Raw genomic sequence first — 24,044 nt, 5'->3', positions numbered from 1 at the left:
TTTACAGCACTCCTTTAATTTTTTGTTGTAATGCAATAATTGCCTCATGATAAGGTTGTTCCAGTACACCATATTCCGTTATAATTGCTGAAATTAAGGAATTAGGTGTGACATCAAATGCAGGATTAAAAACTTCTACACCTTCTGGCGCTGTCAGAACTCCAGCAAACTGGGCTACCTCATCGGCATGTCTTTCTTCAATCGGAATATCCAGACCACTGTCCATAGTAAAATCAAAAGTAGAAACAGGGGCAGCCACATAAAAAGGTATATTATGTTCTTTGGCTAATACTGCCACACTATAAGTGCCAATTTTATTCGCCACATCACCATTTAAAGTAATTCTATCGGCTCCGACGATAACAACCTGTACCATATTTTTTTTCATAACCCAGCCTGCCATATTATCTGTAATTAGAGTAACTGGAATATTTTCCTGCATCAATTCCCATGCTGTCAAACGAGCACCCTGAAGCAATGGCCTAGTTTCATCAGCAAATACCCGGGTAATCTTCCCTTCAGAGAAGGCTTGGCGAATTACTCCTAAAGCGGTCCCAAAACCAGCAGTCGCCAAGGCTCCAGCATTGCAATGGGTAAGAATCGATACGGGCTCATTAAATAACTGAGCACCATATTGAGAAATCTTATGATTCATAGCGCAATCTTCACTGGCAATGGAAATAGCCTCTTTTTCTAAATCCTTTACCAAATCAATAATATCTTTGTCACGATTCGCTTTATGAATAATAGACATCATTCTCTCAATTGCCCAAAACAGATTTACAGCAGTAGGTCTGGTCTGTCGTAATTCCTCGGCCACCCTCTCGATACTGGTCCCAAAGTCAGAATCATTACAAAGTTCCTTCGCTCCAAGAACCAAGCCAAATGCAGCCGCAGCACCAATAGCAGGAGCTCCGCGGACTTCTAACCTTTTTATTGCTTGCGCTACTCTTTGAAAGTTATGACATTCAATAAATTCAATACGATTAGGCAACAGGGTTTGGTCTAATAACCATAGCGTACTATTTTTCCACTCTATTGTCTGCAACAAATTTATCACCTCTCTTTATAATTTAAAACCACCATATTCTTTTAAAGCTTGTTGGCAGCTACAGTCAGCTTCAAAATCAATACATTTAATAGTATTCATAAGGACTTTTTTTAGCTTTTCTGTATTCGCATTCATAACGTGAAACACTTCACCATAGGTTAAAGGCTGGGATGAAATACCTGCTGCATAGTTTGTTACCATAGCAATAGTCGCATAGCACATCTCAGCTTCACGAGCCAATACCACTTCCGGCACATTAGTCATCCCCACCAAATGCCCACCAAACTTAGCGAACATACAAATTTCAGCTGGTGTTTCAAACCGTGGTCCTTCGGTACAAACATACGTTCCATATTTATGAACCACAATGCCATTCTCTTGAGCAACTGCTAATATTTTTTTTCTTAAAGCAGAGCAATAAGGCGTTGTTAAATCCACATGAACTACTTTTCTTTTTCCACCTTCATAAAATGTACTTTTCCTATTTTTAGTAAAGTCAATGAATTGATCGATTAAAACAAAATCCCCTAACTTCATATCTAAATTCAAAGAGCCTACCGCAGCCGTTGCTAAAATTATTTTAACACCAATTTTTTTCATAGCCCAAATATTGGCTTGATAATTGATTAAATGTGGCGCAATCGAATGCTTGCTGCCATGTCGGGGAATAAAAGCGATACTCTTTCCTGCAAAATCACCAACTTTATAAGACACTGAGCCATAAGGCGTTAGGACTTCATCTTGCTGTACATTTTCTAAGATATTAGGATCATATACTCCAGTACCACCAATAATTCCTATATGTATCATATTCTCACCAACCATTTCAATATAGCTTGCTACTATTTCTTCTATTGTACTATATAGTAGGCTTCACAATAAACTACTAAATTTATTAAACACCACAAATAGTTAATAACTCATGCATATTCTCTAAAGTAAAGTCTGGCGTCTCATGTAAAATCATCTCCCATGATACGCGAGTCCAACGAACAGCGACTGTCTTTACACCAGCTTGTTTAGCACTCACCTACCATTAAGCATTCTTCAGGTTTTATCTCTAATTGAAGTAAAGCTTTCTGAATTGGTTCCGGATGAGGCTTATGATTTTGACACTGATCTGCACCAATAATTACCGGAAAATAGTTGATCTAAATTAAATAATGTTAGTCCATGCAACGTTGTTTTCTTTGTCTTTGAAGTAACGATAGCCGTTATAATACCGGCTTCATGCAATGCTCGAATGGTTTTTTGCTACACCGCTAAAGATTTTAGTCATTTGATCATGATGAACTAGGCTATATTCTCGATAAGTCTGAATTAACTCCTCAACTTGATCTGGTCCATAATGTTCCATTGCACTCCTTAGTGTTTTTCAAAAAAACGCATGGATCTTCAGAGAAGTAAACTTGCTATTATAATGTTTTTGAAAGGTATGTCTAAATGCGCTGATAATTAGATCTGAGGTATGCAAGAATTGTACCATCTAGATCAAATAAAACTGCTATATATCAATTCAGTAGCCCCCAAGCACAATTTATATTCGTATACACGAAAAGAAAAAGAGGCTCAAAGCCTCACGAAAATACATCTTAGATTTACAAACGATTACAAATTTACACCAACTAAACCGCCTAGTATTCCTACCGCAATTCCAGCCATAAATTTGTTAGCTAATACAAATAGCGAAATGGACTCTTGGCTAATTTCCATACCAATACCTACAGAAAGTAAAACATAGATGATCCCAATCACAACACCTATGATTAATCCTCTAGACTCGGCCTGCTGGGTAGCATATACACTACCAATAAAAATACTAACCATAGTTACCCCAACCATAACGTATTGCATGTAATAATCAATGTATGTATTTTCGGTCACTAAGCTAATAATGGATAAAAAGAAGGTGCAAACCAATGAAACGATTATACTGACAAAAAAGCCTTTTCCTATCAACATAGCTGTTCCCGGTCCCTTGGGCGTAGTATTAAAACGTGTCTTACCAATACGTTTAGACACAGAATTCCCCTCCCTCAAGTAGGTATTACTAGGATTGCTATTGTAAAATATGCAGTATAAAAGTAAATAATACCATATTTATATATTATTTATAATATTTCGATTTTGTTGCTAAGCTAATCACCATATCCTATCTATTATAACTTCCAACTTTTTAGTGTTTCCATAATCCCATAATTAGTCAGATCAAAATGAATGGGAGTAACTGAGATTTTGGACTTATTGATCGCAACAATATCGCTATCCGCATCATTTACATTCTCTACAACTTCTCCTCCCATCCAATAATATGTTCGTCCTCTAGGATCAAGGCGAGGCTCAAAAACATTTGCATACTGCCTTACTCCTAGCTTGGTAATTGCTACCCCATCAATCTGCTCTGCAGAAAGAGCAGGTACATTTACATTTAACAAGGTATTAGAAGGTAATGAGCGTTGATAGATATCTTGCAGTAACTTTGCTGTAAATTCAGCCGCAGGCTTAAAATCGGAGGATTTCCAAGAGTCCAGTGAAACAGCCACTGATGGTATCCCATGCAAAGATCCTTCGATTGCAGCGCTTACTGTTCCTGAATACAATACATCAGTGCCCAAATTAGGTCCATGATTAATTCCAGACACCACAAAATCAGGTGTTGCACTGACTAAAGTTTCTAAGGCAATTTTCACACAATCAGCAGGGGTACCTCCAATACGCCAACCACAAAGCCGAGAATCACTAGCACAATATTTATCTACTCGTATAGGGCTATGTACCGTAATAGCCTGACTAGCAGCACTTCGCTCGGCATCAGGTGCAACCACCACTACTTCCCCTATTTTCAAAAGTTCTTGCCAAAGAACCTGAATACCAGTCGCATCAATTCCATCATCATTGGTTAATAAAATACGCAAACTGATTCCTCCCTTATAATTGTCCCATAAATTTATGAGTTTGCGGAATGACCCGTACATCTGTAAGGAAAATAAGGGCCTGCTCTTGCCATAACAACATCATATCCGGAGTAACGCCCTCACAATCATGAATAGGAGTTACTGGTTGTATGATTAAGGGAATCTTTTGATCAATTGCCGCAATTAACTCTACCGCTTTTTGAAATTCGATTCTATTCGTTTTACCTGTAACTACTATCTTTACAAAAGTATTGCACGCATTAGCTATGGAAAGAAATTGCCTATGTTGTTGCCACACATCTTGATGAATAATGCTAGGCAACTTAATATCCATACTGACTATATGAATATGAGGTAATACCAATTTTAATTTTTCTGGCAATGTACCGTTCGTCTCTAAATAGATACGTCCTTTGATGTGCGGTAGAAGTTGAGCTATGCCTTCAGCTTGGCATAAAGGTTCTCCGCCTGTAAAACTAACTGAATGATGGGGTACTATCAATAAATTATTAATATAATTCGACAGATCTACAATTGAGATTGGATTTTTTGTCTTCTTAAAATCGCGCTTTCCAGCAGTCATTTCAATTTGACCTTCCATGGCATTTGTTCTTGATGAAGGGGTATCACAAAAATCACACTCTAAATTACAGCCAGCCAAACGTACAAAGACTTGACGATAACCAACAAATTCTCCCTCACCTTGAATAGAAGAAAAAACTTCAACAATATTGAGCTTATGAGACACCATTATGCCTCCTGGCTATATGCGGCTGCAGAATTAGACGATTCCCATATTCTGATAGAGCGCAATTTAACATTCTCATTAAAGATCGGTGTTTTAGCTAATTCTTCATATATATATTTGGCAAGGTTTTCTGCTGTAGGATTTATTCTGCAAAAGGGTTCAATTTCATTGAGATAATAATGATCTAAATTCACCATAATACCATTTATCGCCGCTTTCAAATCAACAAAATCAACTAACATTCCTAAATCGTTTAATTGCGAACCATATATATTTACTTCTACTTTCCAATTATGTCCATGCAATCGATTACACTTTCCTGGGTAATTTCGAATACAATGAGCAGCTTCAAAATTCACCGCAATTGTCAACTCAAACATACCTAACCCCCTATGCTTCCTAATAATAAAAACTCTTATCATGTATTATTTTGTGAAAAAAGATGAGTATAATACTCATCTTTTATTTAACAGCTTGCTTACTTAAAAAATCTTCCTTACTAAATTCATTTTTTTGTGTCAACAATACATCTTTATAACTAATACTACGAGTATGCTGTGTATGACTCCACTCTCGGTCATTACGATGGAAGAAGCCTAAAATAGTAATCGGTATCCAGCTATAAACAAACAATGGATAGAAAATTAAGTACCACCATGACTTCCCTTTAGCACCAATCATCCCTAAGATCATCACTGGGAATAGATATTGTCCAACACCTATCGCTGTCATAACCTCAACGGGTAATATTTTATTTATAATATTAGTATAAAAGGGGACAATGGTATAGATATAACTCATTAACACAAAACTTGTTGATAAGATTAAAAAATATGGTTGAAATAGATGCAATACACCATCTAAAATTCTAATATCACGTTGTTTAATCCCCTCATACAACATGCTGGGGATATATCGGCCTGCTATATCAAAATGTCCTTGTGCCCATCGTTTACGCTGACGCCATGACTGTTCAAAGGTTAAAGGTTTTTCATCGTATACAATAGCATCATGAGCCCAAGTGGTGGGGATACCTTTTAATAATACCTTCATCGTAAATTCCATATCTTCAGTAAGACAAGTTGCTCCCCAACCAAACTTTCGCAGCACATCTGTCGATATACACATACCAGTGCCACCAAGGACACTTGACAATCCTATATTATATTTAGCGAGATGCCAAATATGATTTACAACCCAGAAAGAAATAGCAAACGTACCAGCAACCCATGTATCATGAGGGTTTTTAGAATCCAAATATCCCTGAATCACTTTCTCACCTTTACATAAGCGATTATTCATTTCTAAAAGAAAATTTTGATCCACCAAATTATCTGCATCAAATATTACTACACTATCATAATTACGCTCTAGTTTAAATAGTTTTGCAAACATCCATTCCATAGCATAACCTTTACCGCGCTGTTCTAAGCAAAAACGTTCATAAACAATTGCACCCGCTCCGCGAGCAATTTCTGCCGTATTATCCTTACAATTATCTGCCACTACAAAAATATCATATAGCTCACGAGGATACTTCAAAACGTGGAGATTTTCTACCAATTGGCCTATTACTTGTTCCTCATTATGCGCCGCTACAATAACAGCAAAGCTATTTTGAGGTGTCATAATTTTCTTCTCTTTTCTGCGCCAAATACCAAAAAATGCAATAATAAAATAATATAAAGTAAAAAATACAATAATAAGCTGTAATGGAATCATAATATAGTCAAAAATATAATTCATGGATTTTTCTCCTTTAAAAGCCTGTTTTTTTAAAGTATATTTAAATATACTTCAACTTAAAACACACATAACATTCTAATTCTAACTTCACTAAATTGTCAAGATATTCGTTATTTAAACACATTCATTAACGCATGATATCTTTTAAAATTACAAAAAAATAAGCATCCAATGATCAGGATACAATTATTTTTCTTACCACTACTTACTACGTAGTGGTTTTATAATCAAATAATCCAAAAACAGTATTTAAGATCCCAAATAAAGCATATGCAAAGAATGGCGTAAATAGGACAGCATCTTTGGTCATGAAGAGTATATAGCCAGCAACTAGTATTGTTATAATTACAGGAATAATCCTAATTTTTTCACCTTTTCCTTTAAAATCAGGATATTTAATAGTACTAACCATCAAATATGCAAAAACGATAACTAAGATTGGAAATATCCAACCAACTGGTTTAATTCCAAGCATAACAAAAGTAGCAACAACACAGCCAGCGGCAGGAATGGGCAATCCCATAAAATAGCCTTTTACTGTAGTGGTATTGACATTGAAACGAGCTAAGCGCAATGCTCCACAAGTTGCGAAAAATGCAGCTATAAGAGATCCTATAATGCCAAAATCTTTTAATAAAAAGGCGTAAGCCAAAATCGCAGGTGCTACACCAAATGATGCTAAGTCACACAATGAATCCAATTCCTTACCAAACTCACTACTTACATTTAAATATCTAGCAACTCTACCATCTAACCCATCACTAATCATCGCTGCGACTATAAATATCGCTGCTTGATAAAATTCATTATGGAAGGTAGAAATAATCGCACACATGCCTAATACTAAATTTAATGCTGTTAACGCATTGGGAATAACGCTTCTCATTGCAACAACCTCCCTATAACGGTCTCGCCACCCTTAACTTTGTCCCCTTTTTTGACTACTATTTCCACTGTTTTAGGTACAATAATTTCAGTACAGGATGCAAATTTAATCATACCATATCGCTCACCTTTTTGCAGGATACTTCCAAGAGTTACCCATGAAACGATACGCCGCGCTAAAATACCAGCTATTTGTGTTACCAATACTTTCATTTTATCATTTTCTATACCTATAGAATGGCGTTCATTTTCACAGCCTACAGTCTTCTTATATGCGGGTCGAAAGCGACCACAAGTATATTGTTGAAATTTTATCTCACCAGCAATAGGACTACGGTTAAGATGTACATCAAAAACCGATAAAAATATTGTCACTTTAAGACCGACTTGGTTGAGAAATTGATCATCATAAACTTCGCAAACGCTCATAACTTTTCCATCAGCAGGTGACAAAATTAATCTGTCATCATTGGGAATGTTTCTCTTAGGATTACGAAAAAAGAAAGTAATAAATCCCATTAAAACAACTGGAATAATACTCCAATATGGATTAACAGTCACATAAACAAGAATTGTAATGATAGCAAGAATAACTATAAATATGTAACCTTCTTTTACTATCGGCGCTTTAACCATTTATCCACCTCATCTACAAACAATTATCTAAAAGTATAAATTGTTTCCTTCTATTTTTTTGTAGTCATTATTTTTATTACAAAATGTGGCAAAGCTAGCATGCGAATGGCACGTTTCGGCTCTGACAACAAGCGAAATAGCCATTCTAAATTACTACGTTGCATCCATAATGGTGCTCGCTTTACAACCCCGGCCATTACATCAAATGTTCCACCTACGCCGATGGATACGGGAACTTTTAATTCTTCTTTATATTCTTCCAGCCATTTTTCTTGTCTTGGCACACCCAAGGCTACTAATAAAATATCTGGCTGGCAAGCTTTTATGTCATTTACAATTTCAGATTCATTTTGTTTTGTAAAGAAGCCATTGCGTGTACCGACAATTTGTACACCAGGATAACGCTCTTCAGCTATTTTTTTAGCCTTCTCTGCAATACCTGGTGCTCCGCCAAACAAATAAATCTTATATTTTTCGCTCATGGCTTCTATTAATAAATTTTGTACTAAATCATATCCTGCTACACGCTCGGGCATGGCATCACCTTGATAACGTGCAGCCCATACAACTCCTGCACCATCAGGTACAACTAAATCTGCATTATTAATAATACGTGCTAATTGTTCATCCTTATTAGCCATCATTATTATTTCCGGGTTCGGGGTAACTACTAAATGAGATTTCTTCTGTAGAATAAATTGTTTTACAGCCTCAACCGCTTCTTTCATAGTCACAACATCAATCATCACATTTAAAACAGCTATTCTATTGCGCACTATACATAGAGTCTCCTTACTATTTAGAAATCTAATCTTTTAAATTATCTAATACATTGTATCACACTATTAGAAGCTGGGCAATCGTGGTAATGGAAGTTTCCACCATGGTGACTTTTTCTCTTTTCTACCTGGCTGCTCTGCTTTTTCATTTGTTGGATCTTTGGAACGCATCCGATTGTCGGCAACAGTCGGTTCCGTACCTTTAATAAAAGCGCTATACTCGATCTCTGGACATCCTTGAGTAGCTAGTTTGCCAGAATCAGCACAAATAGGTACACTCGTTATTATATTGGGAGGAACAAAAAAGTCACTGGGACTAACACCAGTTAGCACGTTTGACATCATTTTCCCCCATAAGCCTGCCACTTCGGCACCTGAGATTCCTACAGGTGTTCGATTATCATTTCCTACATAAATACCAACTAATAACTCAGGTGTATAGCCCATAAACCAAGCTGTTTCATATCCATCAGTTGTTCCTGTTTTTCCTGCTGCTATCCGTCCAATATTAGCAGGCGTACCTGTACCACTTTCGATTACTCCCTGCATCATATTTGTTATAATGTATGCAACTTCGCGACTTAATACAGATTGCTGTTTTAATTGTGCTTCTTCTAATACTTGATTATTTTCATCCACCACTTTTAAAATGGCAATAGGTTGAGATACGATTCCCCCATTTGCAAAGGCGGTATAAGCCGTAGCCATATCAAACAAATTTACGCCTTGTGTTAATCCCCCCAGAGCGGTAGCTAAATTATCGTCTTGGGGAACCAAGGTCGTAATGCCCATACTTTTTGCCAAACTAAGAACATTATCGATACCAACTTGCTGACCAAGTTTTACTGCAGCTACATTGACTGATAAGCGGATCGCTTTTTTAAGGGTGACTGGCCCACGGAATTTTTTATCATAATTTTGTGGTGCATATCCAGCAATATTAATTGGCTGATCAAGAATAATAGAATTAGCCGTCAATCCCTGACCAAGAGCAGTAGCATATACAAAAGGTTTAAATGCAGAACCCGGTTGACGCACCTCAACCACTGTTCTATTTAATTGACTTTCTTCATAATTACGCCCGCCTACCATAGCTTTAATATAGCCTGTCTGAGGATCAAGAGCGAGTACAGCACCTTGATACTGACCTAACACTGCTTCAGCCCCTTGCTGAACTTTACTATCCATCGTTGTATATACTTTTAAGCCGCCTTTATATACTCGATTAGCACCATAACGCCCTACTAATTGATTCGCTATATAATCAATAAAATAGGATGCTTGTATTACACGTTTCTTTTTTCCAACTAATACTATAGGTTCTTTTTTTGCTAATTCAAATTGTTTTTGCGTAATATAGCCTTCTTTTATCATACCTGCCAACACCGTAGTTCTACGCTCCATAGCGGCATTCATATCAACATATGGAGAGTAAATATTGGGACCACGCGGCAATCCTGCTAATAATGCACTTTCTGCTAAAGTTAGTTCACTAGCATGTTTACCAAAATACACCTGTGAAGAAGCTTCTACTCCATACGCACCTTCACCAAAGTATACTTGATTTAAATACGCTTGTAAGATTTCTTGCTTTGAAAATTTACGTTCAATAATGATCGCCCAGAAAAATTCTTTTGCTTTTCGTGTAAAGGTACGTTCCTGGGTTAAAAACATATTTTTCGCCAACTGCTGTGTTAAGGTACTCCCTCCCTCTACTAGACTACCTGAACGCAGATTAACCCACATGGCACGAATGATACCGATGGGGTCTATACCAAAATGATTGTAAAATCGACTATCTTCATTTGCAATGATAGCTTGTTGTATATAAGGTGACATATTATTGATGGACACTACAACCCGATTTTCTTCAAATAATTTAGAAATAAGTTGTCCGTTCACATCAAATACTTGTGTTGCTGCAACTAATTGCAAGTTATCCAAGTTATCAACTTGCGGCATAAAAAAAGCATAACTACTATTAACAAACAAACTTACAATGATGATAACAATGATACTAATAATACATAATTGCCGCATTCCATCACACTCCTTATTAGCTTTAGTATTCCAAAGCATATTAAACTTTACCCGCAGGAATACATACTTTAATGTCGAATATGCAGGTAATAGTAAGAAATTCACTTAAATATTTTGTAAAATAACATCCCAGGAGACGACTATGCTAAAAAAATATGGTTTGTTAAGCATTATTGGTATCATTTTTCTAATTGTTCTTATTTTTCTTACATCCTCTCCTCTTTCCTTTGCAGTGCCAAATATCGAAGAAGCGCCATCAATCCCCGCTACAACACAGCTTTTGGAAAAGGGACCACAGCCTGATGTATACTATTTCACTGAAGTGAATGACGTTATTCCGACCAATAATAAACCGGAATATGACATATTTACAGTCCAGGAACGAAAAGAACGTCAATTAGCAGCGGAATTAACTAGTATTGAACCTTATTACGGAAATAAGACAATCTATTTAACTTTTGACGATGGTCCTGACCCAGAAAACACCCCTTTAATTCTTGCAATTCTACAAGAAAATAACATTAAAGCTACGTTTTTTGTAGTAGGAACTGAAGTAAGCAAGCATCCTGAGCTTGTAAAACAAATCTATGCAGCAGGACACGCTATAGGCAATCATACTTATAATCATATTTATCGTGAACTCTATCAGTCGCCTGCCACTTATATAGAGCAGCTACAACATAACGATGAATTAATCAAAAATATTCTTAATGTACGTCCTCGAATTTCTCGCGCCCCAGGTGGAACAATAGGACACTTTACTACAGAATATTGGAAGAGGTTAAAGACCGAAGGGTATATTGAAGTAGGATGGAATATTAGCTCTGGCGACGCTTCGAATGCTAAAGCCGATGCCCTAATCCAAAACATCATAAGCCAAACAAATAAAAATACTTTTTTATGGAGCCACGCTATCCTTCTAATGCATGATGGTAGAGGACATAGCGAAACAGTAAAAGCCTTGCCTTCGATTATTAAATTTTATAAAGAGCAAGGTTTCGAATTTCGTGTTATTAATAAAGCAACACCGCCTGCTTGGTAAGCACAGCGGTGTTGTTTTTTGTTTTGTCTATTTATAAACTATAATTAGGTGATTCCTTAGTAATACTGATATCATGAGGATGGCTTTCTTTCAATCCAGCTGCTGTAATACGAATAAAGCGCGTGTTATTAATTAATTCCTCAATATTGTGAACTCCACAATATCCCATACCAGCTCTTAATCCACCTAATAATTGGAATGCAGTATCGGCCAATGTACCTTTATACGGTACACGTCCTACAATTCCTTCTGGCACTAGTTTGTCCATATTTTCTTGAAAATAACGATCTTTACTGCCTTGGGCCATAGCGTCTAATGACCCCATCCCACGATAAACCTTATAGCTACGCCCTTGATAAATAACTGTTTCACCAGGACTTTCTTCTGTACCAGCAAACAGATTACCTAGCATAACAACACTGGCACCAGCAGCAATCGCTTTTACAATATCCCCAGAGTATTTAACACCACCATCGGCAATAATCGGAATATTATGCTCTCGGGCTACCTTTGCACAATTGTATACAGCCGTAATTTGCGGCACACCAATACCAGCAACAACACGAGTAGTACAAATTGACCCAGGACCAATCCCCACTTTTACAGCATCAACACCAGCTTCAATTAGATCTCGAGTAGCTTCTGCAGTAGCCACATTACCTGCAATCAAATCGACTTCAGGATACATCTGTTTGATCTTTTTAACAGCTTCAATTACGCCTTGAGAATGTCCATGGGCAGTATCTACTACGATTACATCCACTTTTGCTGCAACAATGGCTTCAACGCGTTGCAGCATATCTGCCCCTACACCGATGGCAGCACCTACTAGTAGCCTGCCTCTTTTATCTTTCGCAGAATTAGGATATTTTTGAGCTTTTTCAATATCCTTAATGGTAATCAAGCCTTTCAAATTACCGTCTGCATCTACTAATGGCAATTTTTCAATCCTATGTTTATGTAATAACGCTTTTGCACCTTCTAAGGAAGTTCCCACTGAGGCTGTAATAAGATGTTCCGTAGTCATACAATCATGCAGCTTTCTTGTCAGATCTGTTTCAAAACGTAAATCTCTGTTGGTTAAAATGCCAACCAGCTTATTATTTTCAGTGACAGGAACGCCTGATATATGATATTTTTCCATCAAATTTTGTGCATCCTGCAACGTATTTTCAGGTGATAAAAAAATAGGATCTACAATTATTCCGTGCTCAGAGCGCTTTACTTTATCAATCTCACCTGCTTGTTGCTCAATAGACATATTCTTATGAATAACACCAATTCCACCTTCACGGGCGATAGCAATGGCCATCCGCGCTTCTGTTACAGTATCCATCCCAGCACTGATGATAGGAAGATTCAGCTTAATATTTTTAGTTAAATAGGTACTAACATCAACATCTTTAGGTAAAACATCTGATTTTGCAGGTACTAACAAAACGTCATCAAAAGTTAAACCTTCTTGCATAAACTTATTTTCAAACATAAATTACTCCTTTCATATCAATAGAACAAGTTATTTCAACTATAATAACATACTTAAAGTTACCTAATCCACTCTTTTTTATGTAATTGTGTAATAAACTATGGAAATCTTATACTTTGTATAGTGTTATACCAACCTTCTATAGCAAAGATTCATAAAAAATATATAAAAAGATCTTCATTACATCATTAATGAAGATCTTTAGAATTTAAAGAATTTGTTCCTTATTTATCGAGCATTAATGTCCCAGCTTTAGCGATATGCTGTTTAGCAGCTTCTCTAATAACAATTGTTACTGCTTCAGCAGGACAATTAGCTGTTTGCGTTATTGCTTCCGTAACCCTCTTCACCATTTCACGCTTTTGCTCTGTAGTGCGTCCTTCAATCAGATCAATCTGTACAATTGGCATAAAATCATCCCCCTAATTATTATGTATGTTTTATTCGCCATATATAACAATATCCCTGCCAATTCATTTTACTTAAAATGAATACTCAGCTTATTTTATCCTTTATTCCGTTTATACCACCACAACCCTACATATACAACAATAACAAGTAGAATTACCAAGAGTAAGCGTGTCAGGTTTTCTCCAGCAAAGACTATGTCATGACCAATGAGGACTTTAATAATAACCGGTGGTAGTTTACCAATAATCGTTGCTAAAAAGAAGTCCTTAAAACTCATTCTACTAATAGCTGCTACAGCAGTAATAATACCTGAAGGTGCCAACGGCAATAATCGCGCTATTAACAAAGCTTTAAAGCCGTTGGTGGCACTATAATCATCCACTTGCTGTAAATATCTACTATTCGCTATCCATCCTGCTACTAACTGACGAAAGAAATAGCGGGCAAAAATAAACATACATATCGCGCCAATAACTTCTCCACCCCATGAAATGACAGTTCCCCAAAATAAGCCATACATAATACCAGATGCCCCTGATAAAATCATAAAAGGGAAGACAATGGTAAATGTCATAATAATAAATAAAAGTATCGTTATGAGTATCGACCAGGGACCAAAGCTTCGCAGATATTCTGCCAAAGCAATAATATCTCCATGTTTAAGTATACTGTATGAATGCTGAAAAAATTCCGGTTGCCATAGATAAATCGCTCCAAATAAAACAATAATAAACAACCACCCAAAAAACCTGATCATCATACCCCTCCATACTACAGAACAATAACCTCTCCAATACTGTACTATACTAAAAATCCTATAAAAAGGCAACCTGAAAGGTCATTAAATGTTAACTAATGACCAAACCGCCCTAAGACTCCCTTGCCCAAACTGGAGTTTTAGAACGGTTACGTTCTGGTAAATACAATTAAAATTCAAACGAAACTAACTTTCTAAAAAGTGTTAGTCTTCTTACTTTCATGCTGATAAATAACGCATTCACCACCAAACCAATTCACACAATCGCTACAGCGCCTGACAAAATCATTGGGTGATACATTTAGTAATGAATATCCGTATCCCATAGCATTAATAATATGTTCAAATTCTAAACATTCACTGGCAATACCTCTTAATTGCTGTTCACTACAGGTAGATTTCATATTACCATCACCTCTATTATTAATCTTTAATAATAGTGTGTACTCAAAATGCAAGAAAATACTTTATAAATATTTTAAACTTTTATGCATAAAAAGAATCTATGTGTGGCACAATGATAATGTAAATTTTCTCCTCTCCCATAATTGGCGGCCATATGGCCGTCTTTTTTTTGCATTCAACTAGAAAATATCATACTAAATTCCTTACCAAATCGTGCTTGTAAAGCAGGACGCAACATGTCAAAAGATTCAGGTCTAGCTACTGTTTTTTCCGCTGCCTGACGCGCCTCTAAAAAAACATCTATATCATTTATAATATCTGCAATTTTTAAATCCGGTAGACCATGCTGCCTTATACCAAAAAATTGTCCTGGACCACGAATTTTCAAATCTTCTTCCGCTAGCAGAAAACCATCGTTCGTCTTTGCTATAATTGAAAGTCGATCTTGGGTTTCTGGTTTTTTATTATCAGAAAGTAAAATACAATAGGACTGATGGTCACCTCTTCCAATTCGTCCTCGTAGTTGATGTAATTGGGCTAAACCAAAACGTTCAGCATTCTCAATGATCATAACTGTAGCATTGGGCACATTTACTCCAACCTCAATTACCGTCGTAGCTACTAAGACTTTTATCTCACCACGATAAAATCTATCCATTACTAAGTCCTTCTCAACAGACTTCATTCTTCCATGGACTAAACCACAGGAAATATTCACTAGCTCCGTCTCCAGCAATTCATCATATAACTCTACAGCAGATTGAGCATTTACTTTCTCCGATTCTTCTACTAAAGGACAAACCACATACGCTTGGCGTCCACTATTGACTTCCTTTTCAATAAAATCATATACTAATTGACGCCTATCAGATCCCCGAACATATGTTTTTATTGTTTTACGTCCAGGAGGTAATTGTTTTATAGTAGACACATCAAGATCACCATACACTGTTAGAGCCATTGTACGTGGTATCGGTGTAGCTGTCATAACCAAGACATCAGGCATATTGCCTTTTTTCTGTAATTTTGCTCGTTGTCGAACTCCAAAGCGATGTTGTTCATCTGTAATTACTAAACCTAAATATTGAAATTCAACAGATTCTTGAATTAATGCATGAGTACCTATCACTACATCCACTAAACCAGACTTAATTTCTGCTACAACTTGTTCATGAGTGCGCTTTGGCAGCTTGCCAGTCAGTATTTTTACTCGAATACCTAATGGTAAAAATAAATCTGATAACGTAGTATAATGCTGTTCAGCCAATATTTCCGTAGGAACCATCATAGCTCCTTGATAACCATTTTCGACCGTTTTCGCTAAGGCCAATGCCGCAATCACAGTCTTACCTGATCCCACATCTCCTTGAAGCAACCGTTGCATAGGTTTTGCATCTTCCATATCAAGTGCAATCTCTAATAATACTTTTTGCTGATCCTCTGTGAGGCTAAATGGTAACTGTTCTCTGACTTGTTTAACGAGGCGTCCGTCTGGTCCATGTTTTATACCAATAGTATTACTCCTGTTTTGTTTTTTGATATATAATAATCCACATTGCAATAAATATAACTCCTCAAATACTAATCTTCTTCTCGCCTGTTTTAGCACATCCATATTCAGAGGGAAATGGATGTTTTCAAAGGCAGTCTTACGATCTAATAATGAAAATTGATCTATTATGATAGGAGGCAGTATTTCAGTTGTCGTATTACATTCCGTTAAAATCTGACGTATTAGGTTTCGCAAAAATCTTTGAGTAATACTTTCATTAGCAGCATATATAGGTGTAATATAACCAGCTTCCAGCGTATCCACATCTGTGATCATCTCAATCTCTGGATTTTGGATTTCCACTTGATATATTTTTTTCACCTTACCTGTAACAAGAATATCTGCTCCAAGTCTGTATATCTTTTTTCGGTGAGGTTGATTAAACCACACCAATTGAACCGTTCCTGTAGAATCACCTACTGTAATTTTAGTTATCTGAAGACCTCGGCGAGGTTTACTCTCTGCACAATTCATCATTCTAGCTTTAAAGTTCTCTACTTGTCCATCGGTTAAGTTATTTATCATCTTAAGCTGACTACGGTCTTCATAACGTCGAGGATAATGTTCTAACAAATCTCCAATTGTGAAAATCCCTAATTTCGTCAATAAATTTGCTTTTTTAGGGCCCACGCCTTTAATGTATTGTATATTATCTTTTCTGAAATTTTCCAAACTTATCACCTTCATACATCGTACTAAGCATTATTAGCTGCAATCAAAGCAATAGAAAATAGGCAAAATTGCTTTGCCTATTTTTTATCGCACAATTCATTTAATTCTTTCAAAAGTGCCTCAACATCAATATTGTGCATCTTAGCACCATTCTCAATTGTTTCTGTGGCTGCTCCCATGCATCCAATACATCCCATACCATGTTTGGCAAAAACTTCACGTACCAAGGGATGAGATCGGAGCAACTCATTTATTGATGTCTCCTTCGTAATCATTCTGTACTCCTCCTATCTCTACCATTTTTATTATCCGTTTTTACTTCAATATTAATAATAAAAACTCCTGCAACAGTATTTTAAGATAAAGAATTCTACTTATGCCTTGCATTTAGTACGTAGGTTATGCTAAAATATTGATGTTATGGTAATGAGGATATCTTGTCCCTCATCAAAGGAGGTGGAATACATGGCAAATCTTTGTGAAATCTGCAGTAAAAGTCAAACTACTGGCTCTAATGTCAGCCACTCTCATTTAAAAACGAAACGCACTTGGAAACCTAACATTCAACGAGTTAAAGCGGTTGTGAATGGTGAAACTAAAAGAGTTAACACTTGTACTCGTTGCTTACGTTCTGGAAAAGTTCAACGTGCTATCTAATTTAAATGTAAAAGTCATTATAGATTATAACTAAAGCACATCAACTTGAAAGTAGGCACTTCTTAGTTTCAAGTTGTAAAAAAAGCAAAGCACCCTTATCAATATGATTTATTTCGTACTGATAAGGGTGCTTTTAAGTATGAAAGCGAGCATCAGAAAAATCAAAGAGCACTTTATGCTGCGCATAAAATACTCCTTAATTTCCCTTAACGATACCTTTTAAAATGCATTAAGCTTTTAGGAGTTTATAACTTTATCTGATTTACGTGCTTGAGACGATTGCTGTATTTTATCAATTAAAAAATATACTAATGGTACAATAATGAGAGTTAAAAATGTGGACGTAACTAATCCACCAATTAAAACAACCCCCATTGATGAACGTAATTCTGCCCCTGCCCCTAGACCCAATGCAACAGGCATCATGCCAAAAATCATAGCCATGGTGGTCATAAGAATAGGTCTTAATCTCAAAACCCCAGCTTCAACTAAAGCATCCATAATTGACATACCATTTTTTTGTAAGTGTATGGTGTTATCAATTAATAAAATAGCATTTTTCGTAACAAGACCCATTAACATGATAACACCAATTAAAGACATCATATTAATCGTTTTTCCTGAAATTAAAAGACCTAAGATTGCCCCAACTAATGAAAAAGGTAATGAAAGCATAATTGTTAAGGGATGGACAAAACTCTCAAATTCTGCTGCTAATACCATATAAATTAGAATGACAGCTAATAGTAATGCTTTGCCAATCTCTTTAAAAGAATCCTGCATCATTTGAGCTTGACCAACAAATTTATAAGTATAACCCAATGGCAAGTTTAAATCAGGAATTAGTTCTTTAACTTTATTAAGTACCTCACCTGTTGATGCACCTACTGTGTTGGCATAAACAATAACCTGACGCTGACGAGATTCACGGTCAATTTGCGTAGGACCTGAAGAGAATTTTACATCAGCAATATCGCCAAGCCGCACAAAAGTACCTGTTTTGGATGATATCCTTAAATTAGAAACATCTTGTATACTTAAACGACTAGCAGGCTGTAATTGCACACGAATATCATAATCACTATCCGCAACATTATATTGATTTTTAGTCGTCTTTCCTAAAAATGCGATTTGGATTACATCCCCTGCAATGGTACTGTCAATTCCAGTATCAGCAGCTTTTATAGCATCTAATTTTATTTGGACCTCTGGTTCTGATTGATCGCTGGAAATATCTACATCCGTTGTACCTGGAATTTGCTTAATCGCTTCTGCTAGATCATAAGCGCTACGATTTAGCACTTCCAACTCTGGTCCTCTCAGACCAACCTGCACTGGGCGCGAATCACCTCTACCTAAACCTTGGTTGGATTGTACTGCAACTTTCAGGTTTTTTACGTTGCGAAAAGCAACTCTAAGTTGATCCATAATTTGAGACATAGACCGCGAGCGCTTATCACTATCAATTAATCGCACACCAATACTTACTTTATTTACTTGTCGATTAGCACCAATTAAAACAAAGGCAGATTCAAGCTCAGGGATGGCTAGTACTTGCTTTTCTATTGGTTCTACTAACTCTTTCATCTTATCCATTGATGTACCAGAAGTAGCGGTAAGTATTACATTAAACTCACCCGAATCATAGGTAGGCTGAAACTCGACACCAATAAAAGGTAGTAAAAGAGCATTAAGAAATAAGGATAATATCGCAAATGCAACCAATTTTTTAGGACGTTTTAATGACCATTGGAGAATGGATCTATAATAATCTCGCAAGGTTAAGAATCCCTCTTCCCATTTATCAAGAATCTTTTGTAGCCCAGTCCAATTACCTTGTAGCTTTTGGTTCTCTCCATGATTATTTTTCAGCCAATAAGCTGCTAATGTCGGGGTTAAGGTAAAAGCCACAAATAATGAGAAAGCTACAGCAAAAGCTACGGTAATACCAAATTGCTTAAAGAATTGGCCAATAATTTCGCCCATATTACCCACAGGTACAAATACGGCTAAAATAGATAATGTCGTGGCTACGACTGCTAAAGAAATCTCATTGGTACCAAGCATAGCCGCATCCATAGGAGACAAGCCTTCTTCCATATGTCGAAAGATATTTTCAATAACTACAATGGCATCATCAATTAAAATACCTACTGCTAGACTAAGTCCCATGAGAGACATATTATTTAGGGTAAACCCCATCACTTTCAGCGCAAAGAAAGTAGCAATAATCGATGTAGGGATTGCAATGGCACCTATTAATGTCGCACGAGTATTTTGTAAAAACAAAAATGTGATTACAACTGCTAAAAATCCGCCAAAAATTAAGGAGACCATAACATCTTCGACACTACTTCGAATATACTTTGAGCTATCACGAACGATCGAAACTTTTATGTCGGGCGGCAGTAAATTAGTCTTTATATGCTCCATACTTTTTATTACTCGCTCTGCGACATCTACAGTATTCGTACCTGACTGTTTCTGCACAGCAATAATTACACTTGGCGTACCGTTTGTACGTGCGTATACACGTTCTTCTGCCCAACCATCTTCAATCGTAACAACATCTTTTAAGGGAATCAGGCGCCCCTGCTGATTTGCTACAATGGTATTTTTGATATCATCAATACTTTTATATTTTCCCATGGTACGTACTGTTAGCTCAGTACCTTTTTCATTTACCTTACCACCAGGTGTATTTAGATTTTGATCATTAATCGCATCGCATATTTGCTGAAATGATATGTTATAGGATTCTATTTTTTTAGGATCAATATAAATTTGAATTTCACGATCTGTTGCGCCAAAAACATCAACTTGAGCAACTCCATCCATTCGTTGTAATTCATCTTTAACAACATCAATAGCAAGTTTACGAATTTCTCCACGGCTGCGTGTATCAGATGCTAAACTAAAATATACAATTGATTGTGCTGTAATATCAAAACGTTGTACCACTGGCTCATCAATTTGATCAGGAAGTCTCTTCCGTACTCCTGCTACTTTTTCTCTGACTTCATTGGCAGCTAATTTCGGATTTGTACCAAATTCAAATTCTAATGTAACTTGAGAAGCACCCTCCCGGGAAACAGAAGATAAAGATTTTATTCCAGAAACAGAACTAACAGCATCTTCAATGGGCTTGGTTATTAGACTTTCTATTTCCTCCGGTGATGCACCAGTATAAGTAACAGTGACATTGACTATGGGATATTCAACATCAGGATTTAAATCAATACCTAAAGATGGATAAGCACCTAACCCAAACACTACAAGCAGCATAACGATCATAGTGGTAAATACAGGTCTTTTAATAAAAGTACCAATCATTTATTTCTCACCCTCTTTACCACTAGAAGCATTCACCGTAGAGCCATCTTTCAATTTATTTTGCCCGTCAATTACGATACGTTCACCATCAGCTAAACCTTCCAAAACCTCAGCCCAACCTTCACCAACGTACCCTAATTTTAACATGCGTTGCTGTACTTTGTTTTCTGCAGTAAGGACATAAATTGTTTTTTGATCTTCACGCATTACTAATGCACGCTCAGGCACGACCAAAGCATTTTTATGTATCGATCCTGGAATTATGATTTTACTAAACATGCCTGATTTTAATATCCCGCTATTTGGAATAGTGATTTCAGCAGTAAATGTTCGTGCAGGCAATGTCGCGGCAGGAGAAATACGCGTAATGACACCCGAAAATTCTTGATCTTGTAAAGCGTTGACTTTGATTATTACTGGTAAACCTATGGTGATTTCATTAAGCTGTGATTCACCAATTGTGGCTTTTCCTAATAGGGATGAAACATCAGCTATGCTTATGACTTGAGAGCCAGCTTTCACATATGAGCCAGCCTGTAAGTATCTTTTTATAATAATACCGCTGCGTGGTGCAATAATATTTGCATTATCCAATCTAGCTTGAAGCAACACTAAATTTCCTTGCGCAGAGCGAACTTGTCCCAGCGTTAAATCTCTTTTTGTCCGGGCACTATCTAATGCTTGCGCTGCCACTGCCCCCTGCTTAGCAAGCTCTTGAGCGCGGGATAAATCTAGCTCGGCTTGTTCTAAACTTGCTTGACTAGATAATAAATTACCTTCTGCTTGCATGACTTGGGCCGATAATTCATTGGTATCTAGAGTGCCAATAACCATACCGGCAGTTACAACATCTCCTTCATTAACATATAATTTATCAATTCTACCATCGACTTTGGGAGAAATATCTGCATTCCACAATGGTTCAAGATTAGCAGAAAAGCTTAGCATAGGAATAATATCGCGCCTGCTAACCACATCAATCTCCACTGCTATACCACGCCCTTGAGATACTTTTGCAGCACGCTCTTTATTGGCTGAAATATTGTCATAAATACGGTAGGAAATCACACCGAATAGCGCGAGTACAACGAAACCTATCATAATAATACTTTTTTTCTTACTTGCATTCACTACTCTAAACCTCCATGAAATTTGCACATTCCTATGCTTCATTCGATTTGTAAGAATATATTTATATCTAAGATAGAGTATTTGACTGAGTGATTTCTGCTAATGCCAGTTTTACAATATTCTCTGGCACTTGATTACATAAATTTACCTCGCCAATATCATTGAGTAAAACCCACGTAATTTTATTATCTAGCACCTTTTTATCTCTATATAACAGTTTAAATAAGTCCTCAATCCCACATTCGGGTGCATATACTGGTAAATTGAATTGCAGCAGAATATGCTTTAGAACATCAACCGTTGCTTTACTGCACATACCTAGGTGATTACTAATGAGTGCTGCTCCATACATACCAATAGCAACTGCTTCACCATGATTATATACACTAAAATTAGTATCAGCCTCAATTGCATGACCAATGGTATGTCCAAAATTTAGAATAGCCCGTATCGAACTCTCACATTCATCTTGCTCTACCACCCACGCCTTAATCTCACATGATCTACGCACAATTTCGGTTAATACATCAGGTCTTTTATCTAAAATCTGCCGAGAATGATCACAAAGATAGGTAAAGAACTTGTTATCAGCAATCATACCGTATTTTATAACCTCTGCTAAACCAGTATATAGCTCACGGTTTGGCAATGTACTTAAAAAATTAATATCGATCAGTACCATGCGAGGCTGATAAAAAGCACCAATTAAATTTTTTCCCATAGGATGATTAACAGCAACCTTCCCACCCACACTGGAATCTACTTGAGCTAATAATGAGGTTGGTATTTGTATAAAAGGTACGCCTCTTAAATATGTAGCTGCTACAAAACCCGATAAATCACCAATTACGCCACCACCTAATGCAACAATGGCACAATTACGGTCAAGTTCTAAGGTAATTGCTTTTGTATACAACTCCATTGCCACATCTAGGTTTTTAGAATGCTCTCCAGGCGGCACACAATATAACTCTGCAATAAAGCCATCTTTTATTAGTAGCTCTACCATTTGAATGCCATATAGATTCCCAACAGTAGTATCAGAAATCACTAGTATTTTTTTATTTACTTTCATAATCTGCATAAAGTTACCGATTAAATTACTAGTGGAGACATCAATATGAATATTATAACTTCTCTTCTCTAAATTAACTTTAACGTTTACCACGTAAGTAACCTCCTTGTCGTAAAAAAAACATAATTTCGTTAATAACCTGTTGTAGTGATTTACTATTGGTATTGATACTATAGTCTGCATTATAGTATAGTTCGGCTCTTTCTTTAAGTAATTTATTTACGATTTTCTCACGCTGATCAAAATCATCTAATAATGGACGCGTATTACGTCGACTTGTTCGCTCTAAGATGGTTTCAACAGAAGCAGTGAGAGTGATGATAACACCGTTCCGTTTTAAATTGTTCATATTTTCAAGGGATAATACTACACCACCGCCTGTTGCAATTACAGCGTTATTATAACGAGACAATTTGGCAATAATCATTTTTTCTTGTTGTCGAAAATAGAGTTCGCCATATACTTCAAAGATTTCACGAATACTGAGATTATTTTCATATTCAATTTTTTTATCACTATCAAAAAATGGTCGCCCCAAACGATTAGCCAACAATCTGCCAACGGTTGTTTTCCCAGTTCCCATAAAGCCTATCAATACAATATTTTTCATGGCTATTACCGAGAAGCTCTTTGGCAATATACATCTACTGTAGCATGTAAATCAGTGAAACTACGTTTAGAGGGTTTAACTATGGGAATCACGTCAGCCATCTGGACTCACCT

The 24,044-nt window shown here is 36.5% G+C and carries 27 protein-coding genes; 2 read left to right on the top strand and 25 right to left on the bottom strand.

The genetic code is table 11. The features are described 5' to 3' along the window. Position 1: 1 nt before the first annotated feature. The 15 genes from mtnA to JBW_RS11150 form a co-directional block, all read right to left on the bottom strand. Entirely contained in the window at positions 2 to 1,051 is a 1,050-nt protein-coding gene (gene mtnA / locus JBW_RS11200; protein WP_007956562.1) for an S-methyl-5-thioribose-1-phosphate isomerase, read from the bottom strand. A 15-nt stretch (positions 1,052 to 1,066) separates the two neighbouring features. Beyond that, the gene (gene mtnP / locus JBW_RS11195; RefSeq protein WP_007956565.1) at positions 1,067 to 1,876 is read right to left on the bottom strand and encodes an S-methyl-5'-thioadenosine phosphorylase; all 810 of its coding nucleotides are present in this window, start codon (positions 1,874 to 1,876) and stop codon (positions 1,067 to 1,069) included. A 70-nt stretch (positions 1,877 to 1,946) separates the two neighbouring features. Beyond that, complete coding sequence (locus JBW_RS26020) at positions 1,947 to 2,081, bottom strand: hypothetical protein (protein ID WP_268747884.1); 135 nt, start codon at positions 2,079 to 2,081, stop codon at positions 1,947 to 1,949. Continuing rightward, positions 2,071 to 2,181, bottom strand: coding sequence for an HAD hydrolase-like protein (locus tag JBW_RS26230; RefSeq protein ID WP_419177841.1), 111 nt, complete (start codon positions 2,179 to 2,181; stop codon positions 2,071 to 2,073). Before JBW_RS26230 ends, JBW_RS26020 begins: the two co-directional genes overlap by 11 nt. After that, positions 2,153 to 2,287 carry a hypothetical protein gene (locus JBW_RS26225; protein WP_419177836.1) on the bottom strand — a complete coding sequence of 45 codons (135 nt, stop codon included), beginning with the start codon at positions 2,285 to 2,287 and terminating at the stop codon, positions 2,153 to 2,155. Before JBW_RS26225 ends, JBW_RS26230 begins: the two co-directional genes overlap by 29 nt. Next, positions 2,280 to 2,408 carry a hypothetical protein gene (locus tag JBW_RS26015; RefSeq protein WP_007956574.1) on the bottom strand — a complete coding sequence of 43 codons (129 nt, stop codon included), beginning with the start codon at positions 2,406 to 2,408 and terminating at the stop codon, positions 2,280 to 2,282. Before JBW_RS26015 ends, JBW_RS26225 begins: the two co-directional genes overlap by 8 nt. Positions 2,409 to 2,659: 251 nt before the next feature. Then, a complete protein-coding gene (locus JBW_RS11190) occupies positions 2,660 to 3,073 on the bottom strand; it encodes a TIGR04086 family membrane protein (protein WP_007934368.1) in 414 nt (137 codons plus the stop codon). A 137-nt stretch (positions 3,074 to 3,210) separates the two neighbouring features. Then, a complete protein-coding gene (surE, locus tag JBW_RS11185; RefSeq protein ID WP_007956576.1) occupies positions 3,211 to 3,966 on the bottom strand; it encodes a 5'/3'-nucleotidase SurE in 756 nt (251 codons plus the stop codon). 13 nt (positions 3,967 to 3,979) lie between these two features. Next, positions 3,980 to 4,717, bottom strand: coding sequence for a 7-carboxy-7-deazaguanine synthase QueE (locus JBW_RS11180; RefSeq protein WP_007956579.1), 738 nt, complete (start codon positions 4,715 to 4,717; stop codon positions 3,980 to 3,982). Next, on the bottom strand, positions 4,717 to 5,094 hold the full coding sequence (gene queD / locus JBW_RS11175) for a 6-carboxytetrahydropterin synthase QueD (protein ID WP_007956581.1): 378 nt from the start codon (positions 5,092 to 5,094) through the stop codon (positions 4,717 to 4,719). Before queD ends, JBW_RS11180 begins: the two co-directional genes overlap by 1 nt. An 82-nt stretch (positions 5,095 to 5,176) precedes the next feature. After that, the gene (locus JBW_RS11170) at positions 5,177 to 6,460 is read right to left on the bottom strand and encodes a glycosyltransferase family 2 protein (RefSeq protein WP_007956583.1); all 1,284 of its coding nucleotides are present in this window, start codon (positions 6,458 to 6,460) and stop codon (positions 5,177 to 5,179) included. Positions 6,461 to 6,668: 208 nt separating this feature from the next. Then, on the bottom strand, positions 6,669 to 7,346 hold the full coding sequence (gene pssA, locus JBW_RS11165) for a CDP-diacylglycerol--serine O-phosphatidyltransferase (RefSeq protein WP_007956585.1): 678 nt from the start codon (positions 7,344 to 7,346) through the stop codon (positions 6,669 to 6,671). Next, entirely contained in the window at positions 7,343 to 7,981 is a 639-nt protein-coding gene (locus JBW_RS11160; protein WP_007956586.1) for a phosphatidylserine decarboxylase family protein, read from the bottom strand. The genes pssA and JBW_RS11160 overlap by 4 nt, the downstream gene beginning before the upstream one ends. A 50-nt stretch (positions 7,982 to 8,031) precedes the next feature. Then, positions 8,032 to 8,757: a WecB/TagA/CpsF family glycosyltransferase gene (locus JBW_RS11155; RefSeq protein ID WP_007956587.1), complete on the bottom strand. Its 726-nt coding sequence runs from the start codon at positions 8,755 to 8,757 to the stop codon at positions 8,032 to 8,034. 69 nt (positions 8,758 to 8,826) lie between these two features. Continuing rightward, positions 8,827 to 10,800, bottom strand: a complete 1,974-nt coding sequence (locus JBW_RS11150; protein ID WP_007956588.1) for a transglycosylase domain-containing protein — start codon at positions 10,798 to 10,800, stop codon at positions 8,827 to 8,829. Between the two features lie 142 nt (positions 10,801 to 10,942). Between JBW_RS11150 and JBW_RS11145 the strand changes: the two genes are divergently transcribed. After that, a complete protein-coding gene (locus JBW_RS11145) occupies positions 10,943 to 11,842 on the top strand; it encodes a polysaccharide deacetylase family protein (protein WP_007956589.1) in 900 nt (299 codons plus the stop codon). Positions 11,843 to 11,873: 31 nt separating this feature from the next. Here the strand turns inward: JBW_RS11145 and guaB are convergent, their stop codons facing one another. The 6 genes from guaB to JBW_RS11115 all read right to left on the bottom strand — a co-directional run bounded on the left by guaB (position 11,874) and on the right by JBW_RS11115 (position 17,400). Beyond that, on the bottom strand, positions 11,874 to 13,328 hold the full coding sequence (gene guaB / locus JBW_RS11140; RefSeq protein ID WP_007956590.1) for an IMP dehydrogenase: 1,455 nt from the start codon (positions 13,326 to 13,328) through the stop codon (positions 11,874 to 11,876). Between the two features lie 224 nt (positions 13,329 to 13,552). Then, positions 13,553 to 13,738 (bottom strand): 2-hydroxymuconate tautomerase, encoded by a 186-nt coding sequence (locus JBW_RS11135; RefSeq protein ID WP_007934389.1) that lies wholly within the window; start codon positions 13,736 to 13,738, stop codon positions 13,553 to 13,555. Between the two features lie 95 nt (positions 13,739 to 13,833). Beyond that, positions 13,834 to 14,499, bottom strand: a complete 666-nt coding sequence (locus JBW_RS11130; RefSeq protein ID WP_235334190.1) for a TVP38/TMEM64 family protein — start codon at positions 14,497 to 14,499, stop codon at positions 13,834 to 13,836. Positions 14,500 to 14,690: 191 nt separating this feature from the next. Continuing rightward, positions 14,691 to 14,900, bottom strand: coding sequence for a hypothetical protein (locus tag JBW_RS11125; RefSeq protein ID WP_007956594.1), 210 nt, complete (start codon positions 14,898 to 14,900; stop codon positions 14,691 to 14,693). Between the two features lie 176 nt (positions 14,901 to 15,076). After that, positions 15,077 to 17,125 (bottom strand): ATP-dependent DNA helicase RecG, encoded by a 2,049-nt coding sequence (recG, locus tag JBW_RS11120; protein ID WP_007956595.1) that lies wholly within the window; start codon positions 17,123 to 17,125, stop codon positions 15,077 to 15,079. A 77-nt stretch (positions 17,126 to 17,202) separates the two neighbouring features. Next, positions 17,203 to 17,400, bottom strand: a complete 198-nt coding sequence (locus JBW_RS11115; protein ID WP_007956598.1) for a DUF1858 domain-containing protein — start codon at positions 17,398 to 17,400, stop codon at positions 17,203 to 17,205. A 190-nt stretch (positions 17,401 to 17,590) separates the two neighbouring features. On the opposite strand from JBW_RS11115, the gene rpmB reads away from it, so the two are divergent. Beyond that, positions 17,591 to 17,782, top strand: a complete 192-nt coding sequence (rpmB, locus tag JBW_RS11110; RefSeq protein WP_007934404.1) for a 50S ribosomal protein L28 — start codon at positions 17,591 to 17,593, stop codon at positions 17,780 to 17,782. A 237-nt stretch (positions 17,783 to 18,019) separates the two neighbouring features. Here rpmB and JBW_RS11105 read toward each other — a convergent pair whose 3' ends face one another. From JBW_RS11105 to JBW_RS11090, 4 genes are all read right to left on the bottom strand, one after another. Next, positions 18,020 to 21,115, bottom strand: a complete 3,096-nt coding sequence (locus JBW_RS11105) for an efflux RND transporter permease subunit (protein WP_007956600.1) — start codon at positions 21,113 to 21,115, stop codon at positions 18,020 to 18,022. After that, positions 21,116 to 22,246 (bottom strand): efflux RND transporter periplasmic adaptor subunit, encoded by a 1,131-nt coding sequence (locus tag JBW_RS11100; RefSeq protein WP_007956603.1) that lies wholly within the window; start codon positions 22,244 to 22,246, stop codon positions 21,116 to 21,118. It lies immediately after the preceding gene. A gap of 67 nt (positions 22,247 to 22,313) precedes the next feature. Continuing rightward, a complete protein-coding gene (gene aroB, locus JBW_RS11095) occupies positions 22,314 to 23,414 on the bottom strand; it encodes a 3-dehydroquinate synthase (RefSeq protein WP_007956604.1) in 1,101 nt (366 codons plus the stop codon). Further along, positions 23,401 to 23,931, bottom strand: coding sequence for a shikimate kinase (locus JBW_RS11090; protein ID WP_007956605.1), 531 nt, complete (start codon positions 23,929 to 23,931; stop codon positions 23,401 to 23,403). The genes aroB and JBW_RS11090 overlap by 14 nt, the downstream gene beginning before the upstream one ends. Positions 23,932 to 24,044: the final 113 nt, after the last annotated feature.

Origin of the sequence: Pelosinus fermentans JBW45 (genome assembly GCF_000271665.2) — a bacterium.
In the GTDB taxonomy this organism is placed as follows: domain Bacteria; phylum Bacillota; class Negativicutes; order DSM-13327; family DSM-13327; genus Pelosinus; species Pelosinus baikalensis.
The sequence above is the reverse complement of the archived record's forward strand: the minus strand, read 5'-3'. Positions and strand labels throughout refer to the sequence as shown.

Coding starts and splice junctions, on each gene's coding strand:
- JBW_RS11160 (WP_007956586.1), bottom strand. CDS start 7,981: ATGGTTAAAGCGCCGATAGTAAAAGAAGGTTACATATTTATAGTTATT.
- rpmB (WP_007934404.1), top strand. CDS start 17,591: ATGGCAAATCTTTGTGAAATCTGCAGTAAAAGTCAAACTACTGGCTCT.
- JBW_RS11115 (WP_007956598.1), bottom strand. CDS start 17,400: ATGATTACGAAGGAGACATCAATAAATGAGTTGCTCCGATCTCATCCC.
- JBW_RS26015 (WP_007956574.1), bottom strand. CDS start 2,408: ATGGAACATTATGGACCAGATCAAGTTGAGGAGTTAATTCAGACTTAT.
- guaB (WP_007956590.1), bottom strand. CDS start 13,328: ATGTTTGAAAATAAGTTTATGCAAGAAGGTTTAACTTTTGATGACGTT.
- JBW_RS11170 (WP_007956583.1), bottom strand. CDS start 6,460: ATGAATTATATTTTTGACTATATTATGATTCCATTACAGCTTATTATT.
- queD (WP_007956581.1), bottom strand. CDS start 5,094: ATGTTTGAGTTGACAATTGCGGTGAATTTTGAAGCTGCTCATTGTATT.
- JBW_RS11105 (WP_007956600.1), bottom strand. CDS start 21,115: ATGATTGGTACTTTTATTAAAAGACCTGTATTTACCACTATGATCGTT.
- JBW_RS11180 (WP_007956579.1), bottom strand. CDS start 4,717: ATGGTGTCTCATAAGCTCAATATTGTTGAAGTTTTTTCTTCTATTCAA.
- JBW_RS11090 (WP_007956605.1), bottom strand. CDS start 23,931: ATGAAAAATATTGTATTGATAGGCTTTATGGGAACTGGGAAAACAACC.
- pssA (WP_007956585.1), bottom strand. CDS start 7,346: ATGAGAAGCGTTATTCCCAATGCGTTAACAGCATTAAATTTAGTATTA.
- mtnP (WP_007956565.1), bottom strand. CDS start 1,876: ATGGTTGGTGAGAATATGATACATATAGGAATTATTGGTGGTACTGGA.
- JBW_RS11150 (WP_007956588.1), bottom strand. CDS start 10,800: ATGCGGCAATTATGTATTATTAGTATCATTGTTATCATCATTGTAAGT.
- JBW_RS11125 (WP_007956594.1), bottom strand. CDS start 14,900: ATGAAATCTACCTGTAGTGAACAGCAATTAAGAGGTATTGCCAGTGAA.
- JBW_RS11135 (WP_007934389.1), bottom strand. CDS start 13,738: ATGCCAATTGTACAGATTGATCTGATTGAAGGACGCACTACAGAGCAA.
- JBW_RS11130 (WP_235334190.1), bottom strand. CDS start 14,499: ATGATGATCAGGTTTTTTGGGTGGTTGTTTATTATTGTTTTATTTGGA.
- JBW_RS11145 (WP_007956589.1), top strand. CDS start 10,943: ATGCTAAAAAAATATGGTTTGTTAAGCATTATTGGTATCATTTTTCTA.